The sequence below is a fragment of the Alteromonas sp. S167 genome (genome assembly GCF_036864375.1).
GTDB lineage: Bacteria > Pseudomonadota > Gammaproteobacteria > Enterobacterales > Alteromonadaceae > Alteromonas.
The window spans coordinates 101,663-120,324 of record NZ_JAZETR010000010.1 but is presented as its reverse complement, the minus strand read 5'-3'; the positions used below and the strand labels follow the sequence as shown (position 1 = coordinate 120,324).

The 18,662-nt window shown below is 44.1% G+C and carries 18 protein-coding genes; 9 read left to right on the top strand and 9 right to left on the bottom strand.

The features are described from left to right. The first annotated feature begins 34 nt into the window (after positions 1-34). Genes ftsY through ftsX form a run of 3 tightly spaced genes read left to right on the top strand, consistent with a single transcriptional unit; the run spans position 35 to position 3,313 of the window. Entirely contained in the window at positions 35-1,594 is a 1,560-nt protein-coding gene (gene ftsY / locus V7R35_RS15310) for a signal recognition particle-docking protein FtsY (RefSeq protein ID WP_334015791.1), read from the top strand. Positions 1,595-1,631: 37 nt separating this feature from the next. Beyond that, positions 1,632-2,336, top strand: coding sequence for a cell division ATP-binding protein FtsE (gene ftsE / locus V7R35_RS15305; protein ID WP_334015790.1), 705 nt, complete (start codon positions 1,632-1,634; stop codon positions 2,334-2,336). Continuing rightward, positions 2,333-3,313, top strand: a complete 981-nt coding sequence (gene ftsX / locus V7R35_RS15300) for a permease-like cell division protein FtsX (protein ID WP_334015789.1) — start codon at positions 2,333-2,335, stop codon at positions 3,311-3,313. The genes ftsE and ftsX overlap by 4 nt, the downstream gene beginning before the upstream one ends. 118 nt (positions 3,314-3,431) lie before the next feature. Here the strand turns inward: ftsX and V7R35_RS15295 are convergent, their stop codons facing one another. After that, positions 3,432-4,673 carry an EAL and HDOD domain-containing protein gene (locus V7R35_RS15295; RefSeq protein WP_334015788.1) on the bottom strand — a complete coding sequence of 414 codons (1,242 nt, stop codon included), beginning with the start codon at positions 4,671-4,673 and terminating at the stop codon, positions 3,432-3,434. 240 nt (positions 4,674-4,913) lie between these two features. Beyond that, entirely contained in the window at positions 4,914-6,140 is a 1,227-nt protein-coding gene (locus tag V7R35_RS15290) for an EAL and HDOD domain-containing protein (protein ID WP_334015787.1), read from the bottom strand. Between the two features lie 501 nt (positions 6,141-6,641). Here V7R35_RS15290 and rpoH point away from each other — a divergent pair. Then, complete coding sequence (rpoH, locus tag V7R35_RS15285) at positions 6,642-7,499, top strand: RNA polymerase sigma factor RpoH (RefSeq protein ID WP_334015786.1); 858 nt, start codon at positions 6,642-6,644, stop codon at positions 7,497-7,499. 81 nt (positions 7,500-7,580) lie between these two features. Here rpoH and V7R35_RS15280 read toward each other — a convergent pair whose 3' ends face one another. The 3 genes from V7R35_RS15280 to pip all read right to left on the bottom strand — a co-directional run bounded on the left by V7R35_RS15280 (position 7,581) and on the right by pip (position 10,010). Beyond that, the gene (locus V7R35_RS15280) at positions 7,581-8,495 is read right to left on the bottom strand and encodes a bifunctional GNAT family N-acetyltransferase/hotdog fold thioesterase (RefSeq protein ID WP_334015785.1); all 915 of its coding nucleotides are present in this window, start codon (positions 8,493-8,495) and stop codon (positions 7,581-7,583) included. A gap of 102 nt (positions 8,496-8,597) precedes the next feature. Then, complete coding sequence (gene dtd / locus V7R35_RS15275; RefSeq protein ID WP_334015784.1) at positions 8,598-9,035, bottom strand: D-aminoacyl-tRNA deacylase; 438 nt, start codon at positions 9,033-9,035, stop codon at positions 8,598-8,600. Further along, positions 9,036-10,010 carry a prolyl aminopeptidase gene (gene pip, locus V7R35_RS15270; RefSeq protein ID WP_334015783.1) on the bottom strand — a complete coding sequence of 325 codons (975 nt, stop codon included), beginning with the start codon at positions 10,008-10,010 and terminating at the stop codon, positions 9,036-9,038. Positions 10,011-10,215: 205 nt separating this feature from the next. Between pip and V7R35_RS15265 the strand changes: the two genes are divergently transcribed. Further along, positions 10,216-10,458, top strand: coding sequence for a hypothetical protein (locus tag V7R35_RS15265; protein WP_334015782.1), 243 nt, complete (start codon positions 10,216-10,218; stop codon positions 10,456-10,458). Continuing rightward, positions 10,455-11,093: a DUF2959 domain-containing protein gene (locus V7R35_RS15260; protein WP_334015781.1), complete on the top strand. Its 639-nt coding sequence runs from the start codon at positions 10,455-10,457 to the stop codon at positions 11,091-11,093. The genes V7R35_RS15265 and V7R35_RS15260 overlap by 4 nt, the downstream gene beginning before the upstream one ends. Positions 11,094-11,257: 164 nt before the next feature. Here the strand turns inward: V7R35_RS15260 and V7R35_RS15255 are convergent, their stop codons facing one another. Continuing rightward, positions 11,258-12,142 (bottom strand): virulence factor BrkB family protein, encoded by an 885-nt coding sequence (locus tag V7R35_RS15255; RefSeq protein WP_334015780.1) that lies wholly within the window; start codon positions 12,140-12,142, stop codon positions 11,258-11,260. A 285-nt stretch (positions 12,143-12,427) separates the two neighbouring features. Then, a complete protein-coding gene (gene metF / locus V7R35_RS15250; protein ID WP_334015779.1) occupies positions 12,428-13,315 on the bottom strand; it encodes a methylenetetrahydrofolate reductase in 888 nt (295 codons plus the stop codon). 161 nt (positions 13,316-13,476) lie between these two features. Between metF and metJ the strand changes: the two genes are divergently transcribed. Further along, the gene (gene metJ, locus V7R35_RS15245; protein WP_334015778.1) at positions 13,477-13,806 is read left to right on the top strand and encodes a met regulon transcriptional regulator MetJ; all 330 of its coding nucleotides are present in this window, start codon (positions 13,477-13,479) and stop codon (positions 13,804-13,806) included. Between the two features lie 65 nt (positions 13,807-13,871). Here metJ and V7R35_RS15240 read toward each other — a convergent pair whose 3' ends face one another. Next, entirely contained in the window at positions 13,872-15,107 is a 1,236-nt protein-coding gene (locus tag V7R35_RS15240; RefSeq protein WP_334015777.1) for a malic enzyme-like NAD(P)-binding protein, read from the bottom strand. Between the two features lie 410 nt (positions 15,108-15,517). Here V7R35_RS15240 and V7R35_RS15235 point away from each other — a divergent pair, with 410 nt between their 5' ends. Further along, a complete protein-coding gene (locus V7R35_RS15235; protein ID WP_334015776.1) occupies positions 15,518-15,832 on the top strand; it encodes a hypothetical protein in 315 nt (104 codons plus the stop codon). Positions 15,833-15,932: 100 nt separating this feature from the next. On the opposite strand, the gene rpmE is transcribed toward V7R35_RS15235, so the two are convergent. Next, entirely contained in the window at positions 15,933-16,145 is a 213-nt protein-coding gene (rpmE, locus tag V7R35_RS15230; protein ID WP_334015775.1) for a 50S ribosomal protein L31, read from the bottom strand. 322 nt (positions 16,146-16,467) lie between these two features. Between rpmE and priA the strand changes: the two genes are divergently transcribed. Next, positions 16,468-18,651 carry a primosomal protein N' gene (gene priA, locus V7R35_RS15225; protein ID WP_334015774.1) on the top strand — a complete coding sequence of 728 codons (2,184 nt, stop codon included), beginning with the start codon at positions 16,468-16,470 and terminating at the stop codon, positions 18,649-18,651. Positions 18,652-18,662 lie beyond the last annotated feature (11 nt).

Here is an 18,662-nt window from a genome sequence, read left to right as displayed (position 1 = left end):
ATTTGCTCAGAATTTATAAGGATTTGTCCTAACAATGTCGAAACTTTTTGGCTGGTTCAACAAGAACAAAAAAGCGGAAAAACAAAAAGCACAAGAAGCAGAAGCACTAGCAGCAGAAAACGCTGCTGCTGAAGCTGCCGCAAAAGCGCAAGCTGAGGCAGAAGCCCAGGCTGAGGCAGAAGCAAAAGCGCAAGCTGAGGCAAAAGCGAAAGCCCAGGCTGAGGCGGAAGCAAAAGCGCAAGCTGAGGCAGAAGCGAAAGCCCAGGCTGAGGCAGAAGCAAAAGCGCAAGCTGAGGCAGAAGCTAAAGCTCAGGCTGAGGCGGAAGCAAAAGCGCAAGCTGAGGCGGAAGCAAAAGCTCAAGCTGAGGCAGAAGCAAAAGCTCAAGCTGAGGCAGAAGCAAAAGCTCAAGCTGAGGCAGAAGCAAAAGCGCAAGCTGAGGCAGAAGCGAAAGCTCAAGCTGAGGCAGAAGCAAAAGCGCAAGCTGAGGCAGAAGCAAAAGCCCAGGCTGAGGCAGAAGCAAAAGCGCAAGCTGAGGCAGAAGCGAAAGCTCAAGCTGAGGCAGAAGCGAATGCTCAAGCTGAGGCAGAAGCAAAAGCCCAGGCTGAGGCAGAAGCGAGAGCCCAAGCTGAAAAGCCTAAAGAGAAAAAGTCGCTTTTTTCTCGCTTAAAAGAGAGCCTTTCACGCACCAAAGAAAATTTAGGCAGCGGTATTGTTAGCCTTTTCAAGGGTAAGGCTATAGACGATGAGCTTTACGAAGATCTTGAAACTCAGCTTCTTGTTGCCGATGTGGGTATGGACACTACACAGAAAATCATCAGCCACCTAACCGACAGCGCATCGCGTAAAGATTTAAAAGATGCCGAAGCACTTCTAGATATTATGAAGCAGCAAATGGCGGGAATGCTGTCTGAAGTAAACCAACCACTGCCAGAGGTTATGCAGGCTCATGATGCGTCTGAAGGACCTTTTGTTATTTTAATGGTAGGTGTTAATGGTGTAGGTAAAACTACCACTATTGGTAAGCTTGCAAAACAATTCCAGCAGCAAGGTAAAAAGGTGATGTTAGCAGCAGGTGATACATTCCGTGCGGCCGCTGTTGAACAGTTGCAAGTATGGGGTGAGCGCAACGATATTCCTGTTATTGCACAGCACACCGGTGCCGACAGTGCATCAGTACTTTATGATGCATTAGAAGCTGCTAAGTCGCGCGGCACTGACGTACTCATTGCTGATACGGCTGGCCGTTTACAGAACAAAAATAATCTGATGGAAGAGCTTAAGAAAGTAGTAAGGGTTATGAAAAAACTAAACCCTAATGCACCTCACGAGGTTATGCTTACGCTCGACGCCGGTACAGGACAAAACGCAGTTAGTCAGGCTAAGTTGTTTAATGAAGCTGTTGGATTAACAGGATTAACGCTAACCAAGCTCGATGGTACGGCGAAAGGTGGTGTTATCTTCTCTATTGCCGATCAGTTCAAAATTCCTATAAGGTATATAGGTGTGGGTGAAGGCATTGACGATTTGCGTCAGTTTGATGGCCAAGAATTTATTGATGCCTTGTTTAGCGAAATGGATGCTCCAGAGAGTTAATACATAGCGGCGTTAGGAAATGCAGTAGGGAATAATAATGATAAAGTTTGAGCAGGTAAGCAAAACCTACCCCGGTGGTCAAAGAGCGCTTAGCAAAGTTAACTTTCACATTGCGCCAGGAGAAATGGCATTTTTAACTGGCCACTCTGGCGCAGGTAAAAGCACACTGCTTAAACTTATCAGCATTATGGAACGCCCCACTGTAGGTCGCGTTTTAATAAATGGGCACGACTTAAACAACATAAGTCGGCGAGACATCGCCTATATTCGTCGTGATATAGGCATGATTTTCCAAAGCCATCAGCTGTTAATGGACAAAACCGTATTCGACAACGTGGCTTTGCCGCTTGTTATTGAAGGCTACACTCACAAAGAAATTCGAAAACGCGTAGAAGCCGCCCTAGAAATGGTGGGGTTGCGTGATAAAGTTCGCAATTTACCAATGACGCTATCGGGCGGTGAGCAGCAGCGCGTTGGTATCGCCCGCGCGGTGGTTAACAAGCCGCCCCTATTACTTGCCGACGAGCCTACGGGTAATCTGGATCCCAAATTGTCCATGGAAATTATTCGCTTGTTTGAAGACTTTAACCAAGCGGGCGTATCCGTACTCATTGCCACGCACGACCTTGGCCTTATTGCGCGTATGCGCTATCGCACCCTCACACTGAAAAGCGGTCAAATGATTACTGATGGTTTAACTGACGGTGCAGATGCAAGCAGCCTTGAAGGAGAATGGTCATGAGCATTCTTTTTAAAGGAAGGGCACAGGGCGCGTCATCATCGAAAGTAAGCGTGACACAAGCATTTTTCATGTTTTTTGTAAGTCATATCCGACAAGCCTTGTCGAGTTTAGGTGAACTTTGGCGACAGCCGTTAGCATCAATGATGACCATTGGCGTGTTAGGTTTAAGTATTACATTGCCGAGCACGCTCTATATAATGGTTAAGAACACCGAAAAAATTACCGCTGGGTGGGATCAAGCGTCTGAAATATCCTTGTTTTTAAAACCAAACGTAACGACTACAAGTTCTCAGCAATTGGTTGCACGGTTAAACACGTGGCCTGAGATTGAAGGTGTGGTTTATATCCCGGCTGATGACGCCTTAAAGGAGTTTCAGCATTTATCTGGCCTGGGTGACGCTATTGCGTATTTAGAAAAGAACCCGTTGCCTGATGTGGTATTGATAACACCAGCAGAAAAACATGGGTCGCCAACTGCCGCTAAAGCACTGCTTGATAAATTGCGACAACAGCGTGAGGTTGACATTGGTAAGCTTGATATTGAGTGGCTAGAGCGCTTGTATGCGGTTATCGATATTGCGCGAGATTTAGTAACACTTATCGGTCTGCTGTTATTCATTGCAGTGGTGCTTATTATTGGGAACACCATTCGCCTAAATATCTTAAATAAGTACGATGAAATTGTAGTGATGAAGTTAGTGGGTGCTACAGACGCCTTTATCCATCGCCCGTTTCTATATACGGGGTTTTGGTACGGATTACTGGGCGGACTAATGGCGTGGTTTGCCGTCATCATTATTTTGTGGTGGATGGACAGCAGTATTACTGCCTTTGCTTCGATGTATCAAAAAGACTTCAACATAACCGGTCTTACAGGTAGTGCGCTACTCACCATGTTAGGGTTATCAATTGCGTTAGGGTTGTTAGGGTCGCTAATATCAGTGCAGCGTCACGTTCGAGACATCGAGCCGAAGTAGCACCGACCTGCGATTAACCTAGACAGATCTGAACTTAAAAGCCAAAAAAGATTCAATGCATTGCCCGTGCGCTTATGTTTATTTTCTACATAAACGCATGGCTCTGGTAGGAAGTAAGTTACGCTTTGGCAACCGCTCTTGGATAGTGAGAGGAAATCGCGCTTCTTACGCCGTTACCCCAAACAATAGCTTGGTTGTAAAGAACGTGAAGTTGCTTTTGGTCGATGTTTAATAACTTTGCCTGCTTGATAACGTTCATCCATAGCGCACCTTCAAATGCCCTTACCAACGTCATGTAACTGTTCATTTCAAGATTCTTACCTAACAAAGCTTCGTTTACTTCGTCTGATAACGGTAGCTGTTTTACAATGTCAGTCATAGACTGATCTAACAACGCTTCAAGCAGCGAGAATAGACCTACCAAAAACGAAATTGGCGGGTTGTTCTTAACGCCCCTGCGCTCTGCAAGTAAGTCGAAAAACTTCGCTCTAACCAAAGACATATGAATAACTTCAAGTGGCTTTTCATCGCCTAGATTAGTCAGGCTCAGCAGTGCAATAAACTTCTTAATTTCCACTTCACCCATGTAATTAAGCGCGTGTTTTAGCGAAGTAATTTTATAGCGCTTGTTGATGGTTGGGTTGTTGATAAATTTAAGAAGTAAAAAACTGAGCGTGGCATCACGCTCTATAATCTGGCTAATACGGTTAATATCAAAGTCGCTGTTTGAGCTTTCGCCCATCAAATCAACAACGTTCATTTTAGAAGCAGGTAGCTGCCTTAAAATACGTGCTTCTGGCTGTGAGAAGAAATAGCCCTGGAAGAAGTCGAAACCAAGGTCAACACAGGTTGAAAAGTGTTCCTGTGTATCTACCTGCTCGGCCACCATTTTTACGTCGGCGTCGTGATACCGTGAAATTTGCTTTTCAATGGTTTCGAAACGGGTTTTGGTTACGTCTACTTTTACAATGTCGATAAGCGGAAAAATATCGTGCTGCGAGCCCACCATCATAGGGTCGCTTATGGCAAGCCTAAAGCCGAGCTGCTTTATGTGCTCGCATGCTTGAAACAGTGCGGAGGTGTTTTCGGTTGGATCGGCTAACTCAACCACAACAGAAGAAGGGTTAAGTGTAGTTGGGAACCGCGAAATAAGGGTGTCGGATGAAAATGTTATAAATGACGTTTTTTCACCACAGATATCATCGAGACCTAAAGGATGAAATTGCTCGCTAATATACTTCGATTTCTCGGCACTGTGTTCTGGGTAAGCACCACTTTTGCCATCTCTAAACAGCAGCTCGTAGGCAAAGACATCTTTGCTTTTATCCAAAATAGGTTGGCGAGCTATAAAGGCGAACATATTCATTCCTGATCCAACATGGTTGAGAAGGTGCTTTGAAAAACTGTTACAACTAACATCCTGTTGCCCATTGAACAGTATATCGGCAGGCTTGCCGATAACAAAAGCCCTAAGTTTCTTATTCTTGCATGCACCGTTTAAAGTGCGTGTTCACTTTTCATATTTTAGTCTATGACAAAGAAACACACACTCACAACCATTTAGCGCCTTTATTTGGGATAATTTTTCGTTGGCGAGTGACTACTTTTCAGGCAGAGCCGATTTGTGGATATGTTTTGCCCACTTTATTGCTTCGTTGTAGTAACTATGTAGTTGGCTTTGCTTCAAATCATATTTGGCAGCAAATTTGTGTATGCCTGCCCACTTTGCGCGCTCAAAGTATTGCGAAAGCAATAAGCAATTTCTTAGCGTACCAGGCTGGCCGCAAAGTGCATCTTTAACATCATCGCTAATCGGCACTTTATCTACCAAATCATCTATACGCTGTTCCATCATGGCATCTAACAACGATAGAAGCCCCGTTAGGAAACCTTTTAATGGGTCGTCTTTTTCATGGATATTCATATAAACCAGTTCACAAAACTTTGCGCGTACCAGTGCCATTTGCATTAGCTCAGTGGGTTGGCCATCGCTTAAGTTCGCGAGCGCGAGCAAAGAGATGAACTTTTTCACTTCCACTTCGCCCATGAAATTAAGTGCGTGTTTTAACGAATTAATTTTATTGCGTTTGTTAACTAGCGGGTTATTGATAAAACGAAGCAATAGATAAGTAAGAGAGGGATCGCGCTCGATAATTTTGTTCACTTCGTCGAAATCTAGCTTAGCTTGACTGCTTAAAGCCATAAGCTCTAGCATGGTTAAGCTACTAGGCCCGAGTTTTCTGTGACGCACTATTTCTGGTTTTGCTAGGAAATATCCTTGGAAGTAGTCGAAGCCCATCTCTTTGAACTTATTGAACTCTTCATAAGTTTCAATTTTCTCGGCAACGAGTTTTATTCTATTTGCTTTAAACCTTTCGACTAGCGCGGGAATTTTATCGTGTGCTATCTCTGTAATATCTATTTTTACCACACTAGTGAAAGGGATAAAGGCTTCCCACTTACCTTTCATATCGTAGTCATCAAGGGCGATAGGATAGCCTAATCCGCGAATATGTTTGCATGCAGCTACCAGTGCTTCGTCTACTTCAACGGTTTCCACTACTTCAATCACTACCTTGCTGGCATCTAGTGAGGTAGGAAAACGAAACATTAGGGTGTCGCGATGAAAGTTTATAAACGCCTTCTTATCACCAGTAATTTCTTCAATACCTAAACTTAAGTGAGTAGACGTTAGAATTTTTGAGGTTGCTTCATCAGGGTTCACATCGGGAAAGCAGTTATCTTCGCCAACTCGAAAAAGCAATTCGTATGCGTAAACATTTCGGTCTACGTCGAATATGGGTTGTCTTGCGACGTATGCAAACATCACGTTCCTCTTAACTGCATGATAAACATTGGCTTTACATCGACTATTTTAGTTCTCGTTATTGTCTAGCAAATGACTGCAGTGTTTGTAGTGCAAAAATCGATTGTATCAATCTATTATTTTCAGTTTCTTCATTGAAAAGCAAGATATATGATTACGCTTGTTAACGGATCCTTAACTTTTCGCGGCTTTTCATTTAGCGACTAAATCGGTAGGTGTCATAAGTACGGGATAAGCGAACAACCATTGTGCTGTCATTAAAGTAAAATAATCGTGTCGTATTGTTGAGAAGGGCATAGCAGAGCGTTTGCAATGTCGAAATACACGATGTGTGTTGAAGTTAATCTTTTTTCGAATACCGAACTTTTTTTCTAATTTTTGGTCTTGATATTGTAGAAATAGTTACTATACCTACATATCGGTACGACTTCATATCACAATTAGGTCTCGCGCGGCTTCAAGTACTTTGGTAACATGAAGCGGCAATACATGAGGTGAACAATGAGTAACAATTTGCAAACCATGGCCCTGTCAGTGCCACACAGCGGTAGCATCGAAGGCTACATTCAAGCTGTAAGCAGCATTGATATGCTTAGCGCAGAGGAAGAGCGCGAGTTGGCAGTGCGCCTTCGCGAAGACGAAGACTTACAAGCCGCTCGTAAGCTGGTAATGTCGCATCTTCGTTTTGTTGTGCACATTGCGAAGTCTTATTCAGGCTACGGCTTACCACAAGCAGACTTAATTCAAGAAGGTAATATTGGTCTGATGAAAGCAGTGAAGCGTTTCGACCCAACAGTGGGTGTGCGCTTGGTATCTTTTGCTGTTCATTGGATCAAAGCCGAGATTCACGAGTTTGTGCTCAAAAACTGGCGCATCGTTAAAGTCGCCACTACCAAAGCGCAACGCAAACTTTTCTTTAACCTTCGTAAAGCGAAAAAGCGCTTAGGTTGGTTTACTCACGATGAAGTACAAACAGTAGCAAGCGAGCTAGGTGTAAGTACGAAAGAAGTGCTTCAAATGGAAGCGCGCATGAGTAGCCAAGACCAAGCTTTCGATCTAACTGCTGACGAAGATGAAACTGGTGGCAATTTTGCACCTGTTCAATATCTAGAAGACAAGTCTTCAGATGTTGAGACTGACGTTATCAACAGCGACTGGGACGCAGCAGCAAGCAAGCGCTTGTACTCTGCAATTAAAACGTTGGATGATCGCAGCCAAGACATCATTGAAACGCGTTGGTTAGCAGATAACAAAATCACTCTGCAAGACTTAGCCGATAAATATCAAGTATCTGCTGAGCGCGTGCGTCAAATAGAAAAGAACGCAATGAAGAAATTACAGGCAGCAATGGTCGCGTAGCGTTTATTTATTTGTTTTGAATATAAAAAAGCGCCTGTATGGCGCTTTTTTTATGGAGCACGGATATGCTAACGCTCGAGATTATTCGTCTTCGCCTTTTTTCACAGGCAACACCCAAAATACACCTTCAAACTCAGCCACAGGATTTTCACCATCTAAAATAGCCACGGTAAGTTCAAAGCGGGCCTTTTTATTATTTTCTAATGGTTTGAATTTGCCAGATAAGGTTTCAATATTACATATTGCCCTTGGCTTCATCGTTATTGGCTTGTGATAATGTATGTTGCCATCTCCAAGCACTATGTCACCGTCCAGGCCGCGTTCTTTAAGCTGAAGATAAATCATTCCCCAACCCGTTAATGTGGCGAGTGAGAAGATACTACCAGCAAACATTGTACCGTGAATATTGATGTTTTTATTCAATGACGCCCGGGTTTCAAGCGTTCTGCCTGTGTACTGATAAAGCTTGATTCCCATATGCTCAGTTATGGGAATGGTTTCAGACCAGGTTTCTTGTAACGACTTACACCACTTTGGATGTAAAACCAGCGTATTGTTTTCGGTAAATTTCTTCACCATTTGCTGACGTTTTAACATGCCAAGCTCGTTCGGTGCCTCTCGTTCGACGACAAAACCACAAGCACTAAAAAAGTCGATTGAGATTTCACGACTATTGGTAACTGCACGAACGGCACCCAGATCTTTAGCGACATTTTCAAGTGCAGCCATGATCATTTGGCCCAGACCTTTACGTTGATGTTCGTTGTGAACAGCAATATGACGAATCTGTGCCTCTTCGGCTGTGTTCAAATGCACTCGCCCGCAAGCAACAATATCGCCGTTGCGGTTAGTTATTATACGGTGCTCGGCAACTTGCTCGTATTCGTCTTTCTCTGAGCCGGGAGGAAAGTTCCACGGTTGCCGTAAATGTTCCCACCTAAAGAGATAATAGGCGTCGAACTCGGCATCGCTTTTGGGCGTTACAACCTTGTACACAATAGACCGACCTTTTTTGAAAGAGTGAACGTCATATTTAAACGTAACCGTGATTAGCGTACAAGCTTAAATATGTAAGTGAATTTAGCGAGCGGAATCTTTTTACACGTTGAATTGAAATGTTACTGGACCATCGTTAATTAGCCCAACTTTCATATCTGCACCAAATTGACCTGTAGCAACGGGTATACCTTTGCTTTTAAGTGCGTCTATAAATTTAAGATAGATAGTCTTTCCATGTTCGGGTGTTGCACCACGAGAAAAGCCTGGGCGATTACCTTTTTGGGTATCTGCAACCAGCGTAAATTGAGATACAACCAATATTTCGCCGCCTATCTGTTCAACGTTAAGGTTCATTTTTCCGTCACTGTCATTAAACATGCGGTAACGGCATAGCTTGTTGGCAAGCTTTTCTATTTCAGCATCACCGTCTTCTTTTTCAACGCCTAGCAACACAAGCATACCGTGACCAATTTCTCCAATTACTTCATTTTCTACGGTGACGTTGGCTTCAAGTACACGTTGAATCAATCCTATCACTTAAATTAACTCCTGAAGGTAGCGCGACATATCTTTCGTAGCCCTGCACAATGCATAAGCAATATTTGGCTCTGAAGTGCTATGGCCGGCGTCGGGTATAATTTGCAGCTGGCTATTTGGCCAAGCCTTATGAAGCCTTTCTGCTGCTTCAGTCTTGCAAATCATGTCATAGCGGCCGTGCACAATGGTACCGGGAATACTCTGTATTTTCTCGACATTGTTAAGAATATAGTTTTCTTCTAAAAAGCAGGCGTTAGAAAGAAAATGGCATTCTAGCGTAGCAAGACAAGTGATTAGGCCCATAGGGTAATGGGACGTGCTGTCACCAACACCGGGTGGCAGCGAAACGCGAGATAACCTTTCCTCCCATTGATACCAGCGCTTTAGTGCAGCATGGCGAAGTACTTCGTTATTTGCATGAATCATGCTGCTGTAAAAATCACATACTGCAGCCGAATCAATAGGACTGGGAACGCCTTTGGTGAACTTTCTGTAGTATTCGGGAAATAGCTGAGCAGCTCCGCCTTGCGGCGACAAAAACCAATCCCTGTCTTCTTGTCGTGCTAAAAACACACCTCTAAGAATTAGCCCAGTGACTCTGTTGCTGTGTTTAATAGCGTAAAGCAATGCAAGGGTTGAACCCCATGAGCCGCCGAACAAAAGTACTTTGTCTATTGCCAGATATGAGCGGAGCTTTTCAATGTCTTCTACATTCGACCATGTATCATTCTGCTTAGTATCTGCATGTGGTGTCGAACGCCCGCACCCTCTTTGTTCATAGCCTATGATGCGATATTTGTTGCTATCGAAAAAACACTTGTAGTTGGGCGGGAGACCAGCGCCTGGGCCGCCGTGAATGAATATGACGGGAATGCCGTCTGGATTACCACTTTGCTCGAAGTACAGCGAATGCCCACTTCCCACGTCAATAAATCCATTTTTATAGTAGGTTACGTCTGGGTAAAGTCGTTTCATTTTATTTCTGCGCGTTGTGCGAGTGCCTGTTTTGGTTTACTTTACTGTTATAAGGACTTACGCGTGCGTAATTTATTGTGCTTTCTACAGTGTGTATTTTTTATAACTCGTTACACGTGTGCTTTTATTAAGCATCTTAATTGTAGCAAAGCCATTACGTTGCACTAGCTAATCACATTATGATCACAATTGCGAGGACAGTTAAATGGCGGGTCAAGGTTCAGGCGGCAACGTAATTGCCGCTATTTGTAATTTTTTTATTCCAGGTTTAGGGCATTTAGTTCAAGGACGCATTTTAGGTGCGTTATTTTTCTTTGTAACTGTTGGTGTTTGCTATGCGCTAGCAGCAACAGTGGTACTTGCTATCGTATTTTGGCCTTTAGGTGCAATACTGCACCTTATTAGCATTATCAGCGCAGCTCGCTTTAGAGCAGGAGCTGTAGCATGAAACTCGTAGCCTCAGCATTTGTTGCCATGTTAATGCTTACCGGCTGCCAGTCTGCTTATTATGCAGCATGGGAAAAAGTAGGCGTTGAGAAACGTGACATCTTAGTAGACCGGGTAGAGAACGCCAAAGAATCGCAAGAAGAAGCGCAAGAGCAGTTTAGATCAGCGCTTGAAGCATTTGGTGCCGTGGTAGCGTTTGATGGTGGCGAGCTTGAAGATGTCTACGACCGCTTGAACGGCCAGTATGAAGATAGTGTTGCAGCAGCCGAGGATGTTACTGCGCGTATAGATAAAGTTGAAGGTGTAGCTGAAGCGTTGTTTGATGAATGGCAGGAAGAGCTTGAAAAGTATCAAAATGCTTCACTTAAACGCGACAGCGCAAGCAAATTGCGTGAAACACAGCGTCGTTATAAATCGTTAATGAAGGCCATGCGCAACGCTGAAAGCAAAATGACTCCTGTGTTGAGTGCTTTGCAAGACAACGTTTTGTATTTAAAGCACAACCTAAATGCGAGTGCTATTGGAGCATTACAAGGCGAGCTTTCTACCATTGAAAACAACGTGGCGCAGCTGCTTCGCCAAATGAATGCAGCTATTGAAGAGTCTGACGCGTTTATTGCGTCGATGAAAAACTAAGGTTTTGAAGCAAAGTTCGCATGAAAAAAGGGAGCAGCTGCTCCCTTTTTTGTCGCTGAGTCTCTTGTCATACGCTTGGTAGCGTAGTATCGCTTTATGCGCTGTACGCTACACTATTCTTAATTCTTCGCTCTTTACTCTTTATTCTTTACTCTGCGATCTCTTCATTCTTCAGGTACTTTTCTTGGCGCGTGCTCTGCTTTTTTATTCTCTAATGCTTCGCCCAAACTACATGTGAATTCAGCGCCAAACAGCACAATAATCCAAGACAAATACACCCACAAAAACAGAATAGGTACAACGGCTAGTGCGCCATAAATAAGTTCATACGACGGGAAATTAGTGACGTAAAGGGCAAAGCCAGATTTGGTAATTTCAAAAGCGATGGTGGCAACTACCGCACCTGCAATAGCATGGCGCGCATATACACGTCTGTTGGGCACCACCATATATAAAATAGCAAACGCTAACATGGCAGCGCCGCTTGGTACTAAGCTTAATAAAAAGGTGCCAAGGCCTGGCGTATACTCTTCAGTAAATGCGGCTAGGCCGGCTAAGTAAGAGCTCACTATCACGCTAGAGCCAATAAGCATTGGGCCAAGAGTAATAACCATCCAATAAATAGCGAACGTGTAGACAACGGGTCTGTCGCTTTGCGTGCGCCAAATACGGTTTAGTGTTTTATCTACATTCGATATAAGCATAAGTGCCACTACAAGCAGAGACAAAATACCTATGGCACTCATTTCCGATGCATTACCTACAAAGTCCGTCATGTACTTATGAACTACATCGCTTGCGGTTGGCACAAAGTTGCTAAATACAAAGTGCTCTAGCTTGCTTCGTACAGAAGCAAAAGCGGGGAATGCTGACATGATCGTAAAGGTCACCATGATAAAGGGCACAAGAGATAACAGGGTTACATAGGCCAAGTGGCCTGCCGAAATGGTGATATTGTCTTCTTTACAGCGTTTTACAAAGATACTGCTTAAGTCTTTAAGCTGAGGCTTAATGTTTTGGAAAACCGTTTTAACCCTGTCTAAATCCACTCGATTTCTCCTGACGACGTCCATGGGTTTGCATTTAATACCAGTGCAGCCGTGTTTTAGTTTTTCATTTGGCTAAGCGGATGGGTATATCAAAAGTTAAATGTTAACTGTGCAGACGATAGGTAGCAAAAGGTTTGTTCAAAAAATAATAACAGGGTGAATGCCAATAACGCTGGTTTAATTGAAAAGGGGGCTGGTTTAAACAGTAAGGAGAGTGCTAACTTACAATAGCTGAACTGCAAACCCGCAGTACAGCTATTGAAAGAGGGGTATTAAACAGAGTGATTAACTGTTACCTCGAACGCCAAGCATGTGGCAAATGGCATAACTAAGTTCGCTTCTATTTAGCGTGTAAAAATGAAAATGTTTAACGCCTTCTTTCGCCAGTACTTTTACCTGATCCATGGCGATATTAGCGCCAATTAGGTTGCGGGTGGCCTGGTCGTCTTCATCAAGCCCGTCGAACATTTTATGCAGCCAGCCTGGTACGTGCACGTTAGTAAAACCTGCAAATCTAACTAATGTTTGGTAATTGGTTACTGGCAAAATACCCGGCACAAGGTCTAAGTCTACCCCAGCTGCGGCGGCGCGATCTCTAAAGCGTAAAAATACGCTGGTGTCGAAGAAGAACTGAGAGATCGCTTCCGTAGCGCCTGCTTCTGCCTTGCGTTTTAAATTCAGTAAATCGAACTGGGCGTTGGGGGCTTCTGGATGCTTTTCAGGATACGCCGCTACCGAAATATCAAAATCGGCTACGTCTTTTAACAGGGCAACCAAATCTGACGCGTACATTTCCGTTTTATCTACACCTGCGGGTAGGTCGCCACGTAGGGCTACAATACGGCGAATACCAGAATTCCAATAATCTTGTGCAATTTGCTTTAGTTCTTCTCTACTAGCATCAACACACGTTAAGTGTGGTACAGCTGCCACGCCAGTCTGTTGCTGAATACGCTTTACAACGTCATGGGTTCTGTCACGTTCACCACTGTTAGCACCGTAAGTTACCGACATGTAACTTGGCTTTAATGGAGCAAGACGTTCTACAGATTTCCATAAGGTTTTTTCCATAGCTTCAGTTTTCGGGGGGAAAAACTCAAACGACACATCAATATCTCGCAGCTCAGACAGAGACTGATTTAGGGCATCGATACCTTCTGCGTAAGAAACCATGGCTTATTCTCTCAAAATTAAAATATTATGGACGTTTAGACGTCTAAACTAAAGAATATATGTCTAGACGTCAAGAGGTTTACACTGCTCAATTGACCTTTTCGTTAATCTGTTTAGAATTTCTATTCATAACATAAAAAAGAGTAAACCGAGTTAGTACAATGGCAGAATGGAACGGCAACTATATTCACCCCTACGCAGAGCACGGTAAAAAAAGCGAACAGGTAAAGAAAGTCACTGTTTCCATACCTATTAATGTGCTGAAAGCGTTAACCGATGAACGCACACGCCGACAAATTAATAACTTGCGTCACGCAACCAACTCAGAGTTGCTGTGTGAAGCATTTCTACATGCGTTTACGGGTCAACCGCTACCCAACGATGATGATTTGCGTAAAGACAATCCTAACCGCGTGCCTGCTGAAGCGCGCCGTATTATGGAAGAGATGGGCATAGACCCAAGTTTAGAAAACGACGTAACAGAAGACTAATTACGCTTTACTTCAAATAAAAAACGGCGCTGTACAAGCGCCGTTTTAGTTTGTTAAGCAAGCCGCTATTCCTTTTCAGCTCCAGGAATACGAGCAACGCCCGATTTAATGGCTGCTTCAGATACGGCAGAAGCAATGCGCTGGCAAAGACGAGGATCCATTGGCTTAGGAATAATATAGTCTTTTCCAAAGGTTAGGCTTTCGCTTTTGCTGGCGGCAAGAACTTCAGCCGGCACCTCTTCTTTGGTTATTGCACGAAGCGCTTCAACGGCGGCAACCTTCATTTCATCGTTAATAGCTGTTGCTCGTACGTCCAGTGCGCCGCGGAAGATAAATGGGAAGCACAGTACGTTGTTCACCTGGTTAGGGTAGTCAGAGCGCCCTGTTGCCATAATTAGGTCTTTACGTACTTCGTGAGCAAGCTCTGGCTTAATTTCTGGGTCTGGGTTTGAGCAGGCAAACACAATTGGGTTTTCTGCCATTAGCGCCAGCGTTTCCGGTGGTAACAAATCTGGGCCTGAAACGCCTACAAAGATATCTGCACCGTCCATTACATCTTCAAGCGTACGTTTATCGGTATTATTGGCAAACAGCTTTTTATGTTCTGTTAAATCATCGCGGCGAGTGTGAATTACGCCTTTGCGGTCTAGCATATAAATACGCTCACGCTGTGCCCCGCACTTTATAAGAAGCTCCATACATGCAACGGCTGCAGCGCCTGCGCCCATGCAAACAATTTTAGCTGTCTCAATATCTTTACCCTGAATTTCCAAGGCGTTTAACATACCTGCGGCAGTTACAATAGCCGTACCGTGCTGGTCATCGTGAAATACAGGAATGTTACAGCGCTTAATAAGTTCTTGCTCAATTTCGAAGCATTCAGGTGCCTTAATATCTTCAAGGTTAATCCCACCGAATGTGTCTGCAATGTTCGCTACGGTATTAATAAATTCTTCTGTTGTGCGATGCTTAACTTCAATATCAATGGCATCAAGACCTGCAAAGCGCTTAAACAGAAATGCCTTACCTTCCATAACAGGTTTCGATGCAAGAGGACCTAAGTTACCTAAGCCCAAAATAGCCGTACCGTTACTAATAACCGCTACCATGTTGCCTTTAGCGGTATATTTGTAAGCGTTATCTGGGTCTTCTGCTATCTCTCGTACTGGTTCAGCCACACCTGGGCTGTAAGCCAATGCTAGGTCGTCAACGCTATCAGCCGGCGTAGTAAGCTCTACACTAATTTTGCCCGGCGTTGGTTTGGCATGATAATCGAGGGCGCGTTGTCTAAAATCTGACATGTAAGTTAATATCCTTAAGACGTAGGGTTCATCGGTGTTTTTCGTCTGTGCGATGCAGTTAATGTTGTTATTGTTGTTTTAAATTACTAAAGCACATGTTCGACATTGTTAGAATTCGTCCAGCAGCACTAGTCTGCGCCGTAAAAAGGCAACATTATTCATGAAATTAATACTCATTATTACGGTGACGATGGCAACTCTAACACAGCCTTTCACTGTGTACATATCTGATCAGAATTCTCATGTATCAATTTAGGTGACGCTAAGTTATTAGACCAGTAATATACGGCTATAATTGCCATTCATGCTATTTATTGATGTTGGGTAATTTATACGGTTTCTGTATTTTATTTAACGGTTAAATTTGTCAATGAAGAGTGTAACTATTGAGTGCTACGAAAGAGGAAGTAATGACGGAAAGAAAGCTGGTTGCAGTGCTTACCGAGGTTTGCGAAGAGCTTAAACAAGATGATAGCGGTTTCAGTTGGCTTACACATATAGGTCATTGGCGCTCGCCTACCATTGTTGCTGTGTTCAATACACAAGCTCAGCTAACCACAGCGTTATCACGAAAGTGGGATATAGACTTTATAAATCGCGTGAATATAGCGCTTGGTACGATAAAGTCATCGGCATACACCTGTCGTTTCACGAGTGAAGAGGCATGTAGCGTTAAAAATGGTGGGGATTGGGACCGCCATTTGTCGCAATTAGACTTGCATTAACAATCCAACATGCGCAAACAAGGGAATAAAGTGGTTTTAAGGTAATAAAAAAGCGCCGTAAAGGCGCTTTTTAGATTGGATACCAATAAAGGTAATAGGCTTACTTTTTGCCCAATGCACCGAAACGCTTCTTGAAGCGATCAACACGACCACCAGTATCAACGTTACGTTGCTTACCAGTGTAGAATGGGTGACATGAAGAACATACGTCTAGGTTGATGTCTTTACCCATAGTAGATCGGATTTTCATTACGTTACCGCAAGAGCATGTTGCTGTGATTTCAGCGTATTCTGGGTGGATACCTTGTTTCATGGGATTACCTCATTAATAAGGCCGTATCGCTATACAGCCCGAAGCCGCACACCATACGTAACTTAAAATTCAAATGATGAGTCGTTTACATAAACAGCCCATCGCAAAAGAGCGGCGCATAATAATAGATGGAGGCGCTGTTATCAAGCGGTTTTTGTACGCAGAATAAGCAGCTTGTGATTCTCCTTAGGGTTAAATAAAAAAGTGTGATTAAATATTTGTACTTACCGGCTTGTTGCACTTATTGACGGGCATCAGGACAAACGCGGAAAACAAAAGACTCACGTGCGCATTCAATGCGTTAAGGCATTTTTCTTTTACCATGGCATATATTCAAGTTGCTGTACCTGTTCCACTAAGGCAGTTATTTACCTACACCCACACATCTACGTTGTATCGTGGGGTGCGTGTTTCGGTGCCTTTTGGTCCACGGAAGTTGGTTGGGGTAGTTGTAGGTACTGTGCTTGAAAGTGATGTTGAAGACGTTAGCAAGCTAAAAGCAATAGAAAGTGTTTTAGATGATAACGCCGTTATAGATGATGTGCTGCTTAAAATGGCGCAGTGGCTCTGGCAATACTATCACCACGCACCCGGTGAGGTGCTGCATGCCATGCTGCCGGTGTTGTTAAGAAAGGGGGAGTCGCCTAACCCTGAACCAGACGATATGTTGTCGTTAACAAGCGATGTTGAAAGTATCGATTTAAGTATTTTATCAAGGGCGCCAAAACAAAAAGCGTGTGCTGAAGCACTTGAAAAAGGCGACATGCTTGCGTCTGCCGCAAGAAAGCGCTTCGGAGCACCAGCAGTTAAGGCTTTGGTAGAGAAAAGCGTTGCCACTATTACAGCTACTATCCCTCAGTTTAAATGTGCCGGTTGGCTTAACACGATGGAAGTGGGTGAAAAGCCCATTCCTGATAAAGAGCAGTCTGTGGCAATTGCGGCGCTTAATCGTCAGCACAACAGCTTTGCCGTGAGTTTGCTGGAAGGTGTAACTGGAAGCGGTAAAACCGAAGTGTATCTGCAGGCAATCGAGCCACTTTTGGCAGACGGCAAGCAAATTCTTATCCTTGTTCCTGAAATTGGGTTAACACCTCAAACCGTATCGCGTTTTGAAAAGCGTTTTGGTATTGATGTAGGCGTGCTTCACTCTCAGCTGTCCGATAAAGCGAGGCTACAAGTGTGGCAGCGAGCAAGGGCTGGTGAATTAGGTATCATTATTGGAACGCGCTCGGCCATCTTCACCCCCCTTAAAAACCCAGGTATGTTGATTGTTGATGAAGAGCATGATGAGTCGTTTAAACAACAAGACGGCTTGCGCTATCACGCACGAGATCTTGCTGCGATGCGGGCCAAGCAACATAACATCCCTTTGTTGTTAGGCAGTGCAACGCCAGCATTAGAGTCACTAAATAATGCGTTATCGAATAAGTACCACCATTTGCAGTTAACTAAACGAGCAGGTGGTGCTCAAAGTACCCATCAGCACTTATTGGATGCCCGCGATCAGCCCATTCATTACGGTATTGCCCAAGGCATGTTAAGCATAATGCGTCAGCATATTAGTGCTGGCAATCAAGTGTTGGTGTTCGTTAATCGCCGTGGTTACGCACCGGCAATGCTTTGTCACCATTGTGGTGAAACTGTAACGTGTAAGCGCTGCGACCGACCGTACACCGTGCATAAAGGTCAAAATAGGCTTCAATGTCATCATTGTTCGGGCACCCGCGCTATGCCGTCAAACTGCGAAGCTTGTCACAGCAGTGAATTGGTTACCGCCGGTACTGGCACCGAACAAGTTGAACAGGGATTAAGTGCATTATTTCCCGGTGTTAAGCAAGTCCGTATAGACAGCGACTCAGTGCGCGGTAAAGACAAGTTGCATCAAACCCTTGAAGCCATAAATCGACAGGAATATCAGCTGTTAGTTGGCACGCAAATATTATCGAAAGGGCATCATTTTCCGCACGTTACGCTGGTGGTTGTATTAGACGTAGATGGTGCATTATTTAGCGCCGATTTTCGCGCCCCCGAGAAGCTTGCACAGCTGGTAACACAGCTAGCAGGTAGAGCGGGGCGAGCAAGCAAGCCAGGCGAAATGTGGCTGCAAACACACAATCCCCATCATCCTTTGCTGCAAGACCTTGTGAATAATGGCTATGGCCACTTTGCACGACTTGCATTAATGGAAAGAAAAGCAGCTAGCTTGCCGCCTTATATCAGTCAGTTTGTTATTCGTGCCGAGGCTACCGACAGCCACCTAGCGTTTAATTTTTTGCAAGGCTGTAAAGGTATATTCAATCAGCACCACGCTGTTGAAATGAACGGGCCATTTCCTTGCTTAATAGAGAAGAGACAGGGAAGGTTTCGCTTTATGTTGGTTTGCAGTCACCAAAAGCGGTCGCCGCTTCATGAAGCGTTGCGTATAGCGCTTCCTTTTTTACAAGCGTTACCGCAAGCTATAAAAGTGCGCTGGTCGGTAGATATTGATCCCACCGATTTCAGTTAGCTTGTTGGCGT

Excerpts from the sequence above, each read along its gene's own strand:
- ftsY (WP_334015791.1), top strand. The coding sequence starts at position 35 with ATGTCGAAACTTTTTGGCTGGTTCAACAAGAACAAAAAAGCGGAAAAA.
- ftsE (WP_334015790.1), top strand. The coding sequence starts at position 1,632 with ATGATAAAGTTTGAGCAGGTAAGCAAAACCTACCCCGGTGGTCAAAGA.
- ftsX (WP_334015789.1), top strand. The coding sequence starts at position 2,333 with ATGAGCATTCTTTTTAAAGGAAGGGCACAGGGCGCGTCATCATCGAAA.
- V7R35_RS15295 (WP_334015788.1), bottom strand. The coding sequence starts at position 4,673 with ATGTTCGCCTTTATAGCTCGCCAACCTATTTTGGATAAAAGCAAAGAT.
- V7R35_RS15290 (WP_334015787.1), bottom strand. The coding sequence starts at position 6,140 with ATGTTTGCATACGTCGCAAGACAACCCATATTCGACGTAGACCGAAAT.
- rpoH (WP_334015786.1), top strand. The coding sequence starts at position 6,642 with ATGAGTAACAATTTGCAAACCATGGCCCTGTCAGTGCCACACAGCGGT.
- pip (WP_334015783.1), bottom strand. The coding sequence starts at position 10,010 with ATGAAACGACTTTACCCAGACGTAACCTACTATAAAAATGGATTTATT.
- V7R35_RS15265 (WP_334015782.1), top strand. The coding sequence starts at position 10,216 with ATGGCGGGTCAAGGTTCAGGCGGCAACGTAATTGCCGCTATTTGTAAT.
- V7R35_RS15260 (WP_334015781.1), top strand. The coding sequence starts at position 10,455 with ATGAAACTCGTAGCCTCAGCATTTGTTGCCATGTTAATGCTTACCGGC.
- metF (WP_334015779.1), bottom strand. The coding sequence starts at position 13,315 with ATGGTTTCTTACGCAGAAGGTATCGATGCCCTAAATCAGTCTCTGTCT.
- metJ (WP_334015778.1), top strand. The coding sequence starts at position 13,477 with ATGGCAGAATGGAACGGCAACTATATTCACCCCTACGCAGAGCACGGT.
- V7R35_RS15240 (WP_334015777.1), bottom strand. The coding sequence starts at position 15,107 with ATGTCAGATTTTAGACAACGCGCCCTCGATTATCATGCCAAACCAACG.
- V7R35_RS15235 (WP_334015776.1), top strand. The coding sequence starts at position 15,518 with ATGACGGAAAGAAAGCTGGTTGCAGTGCTTACCGAGGTTTGCGAAGAG.
- rpmE (WP_334015775.1), bottom strand. The coding sequence starts at position 16,145 with ATGAAACAAGGTATCCACCCAGAATACGCTGAAATCACAGCAACATGC.
- priA (WP_334015774.1), top strand. The coding sequence starts at position 16,468 with ATGGCATATATTCAAGTTGCTGTACCTGTTCCACTAAGGCAGTTATTT.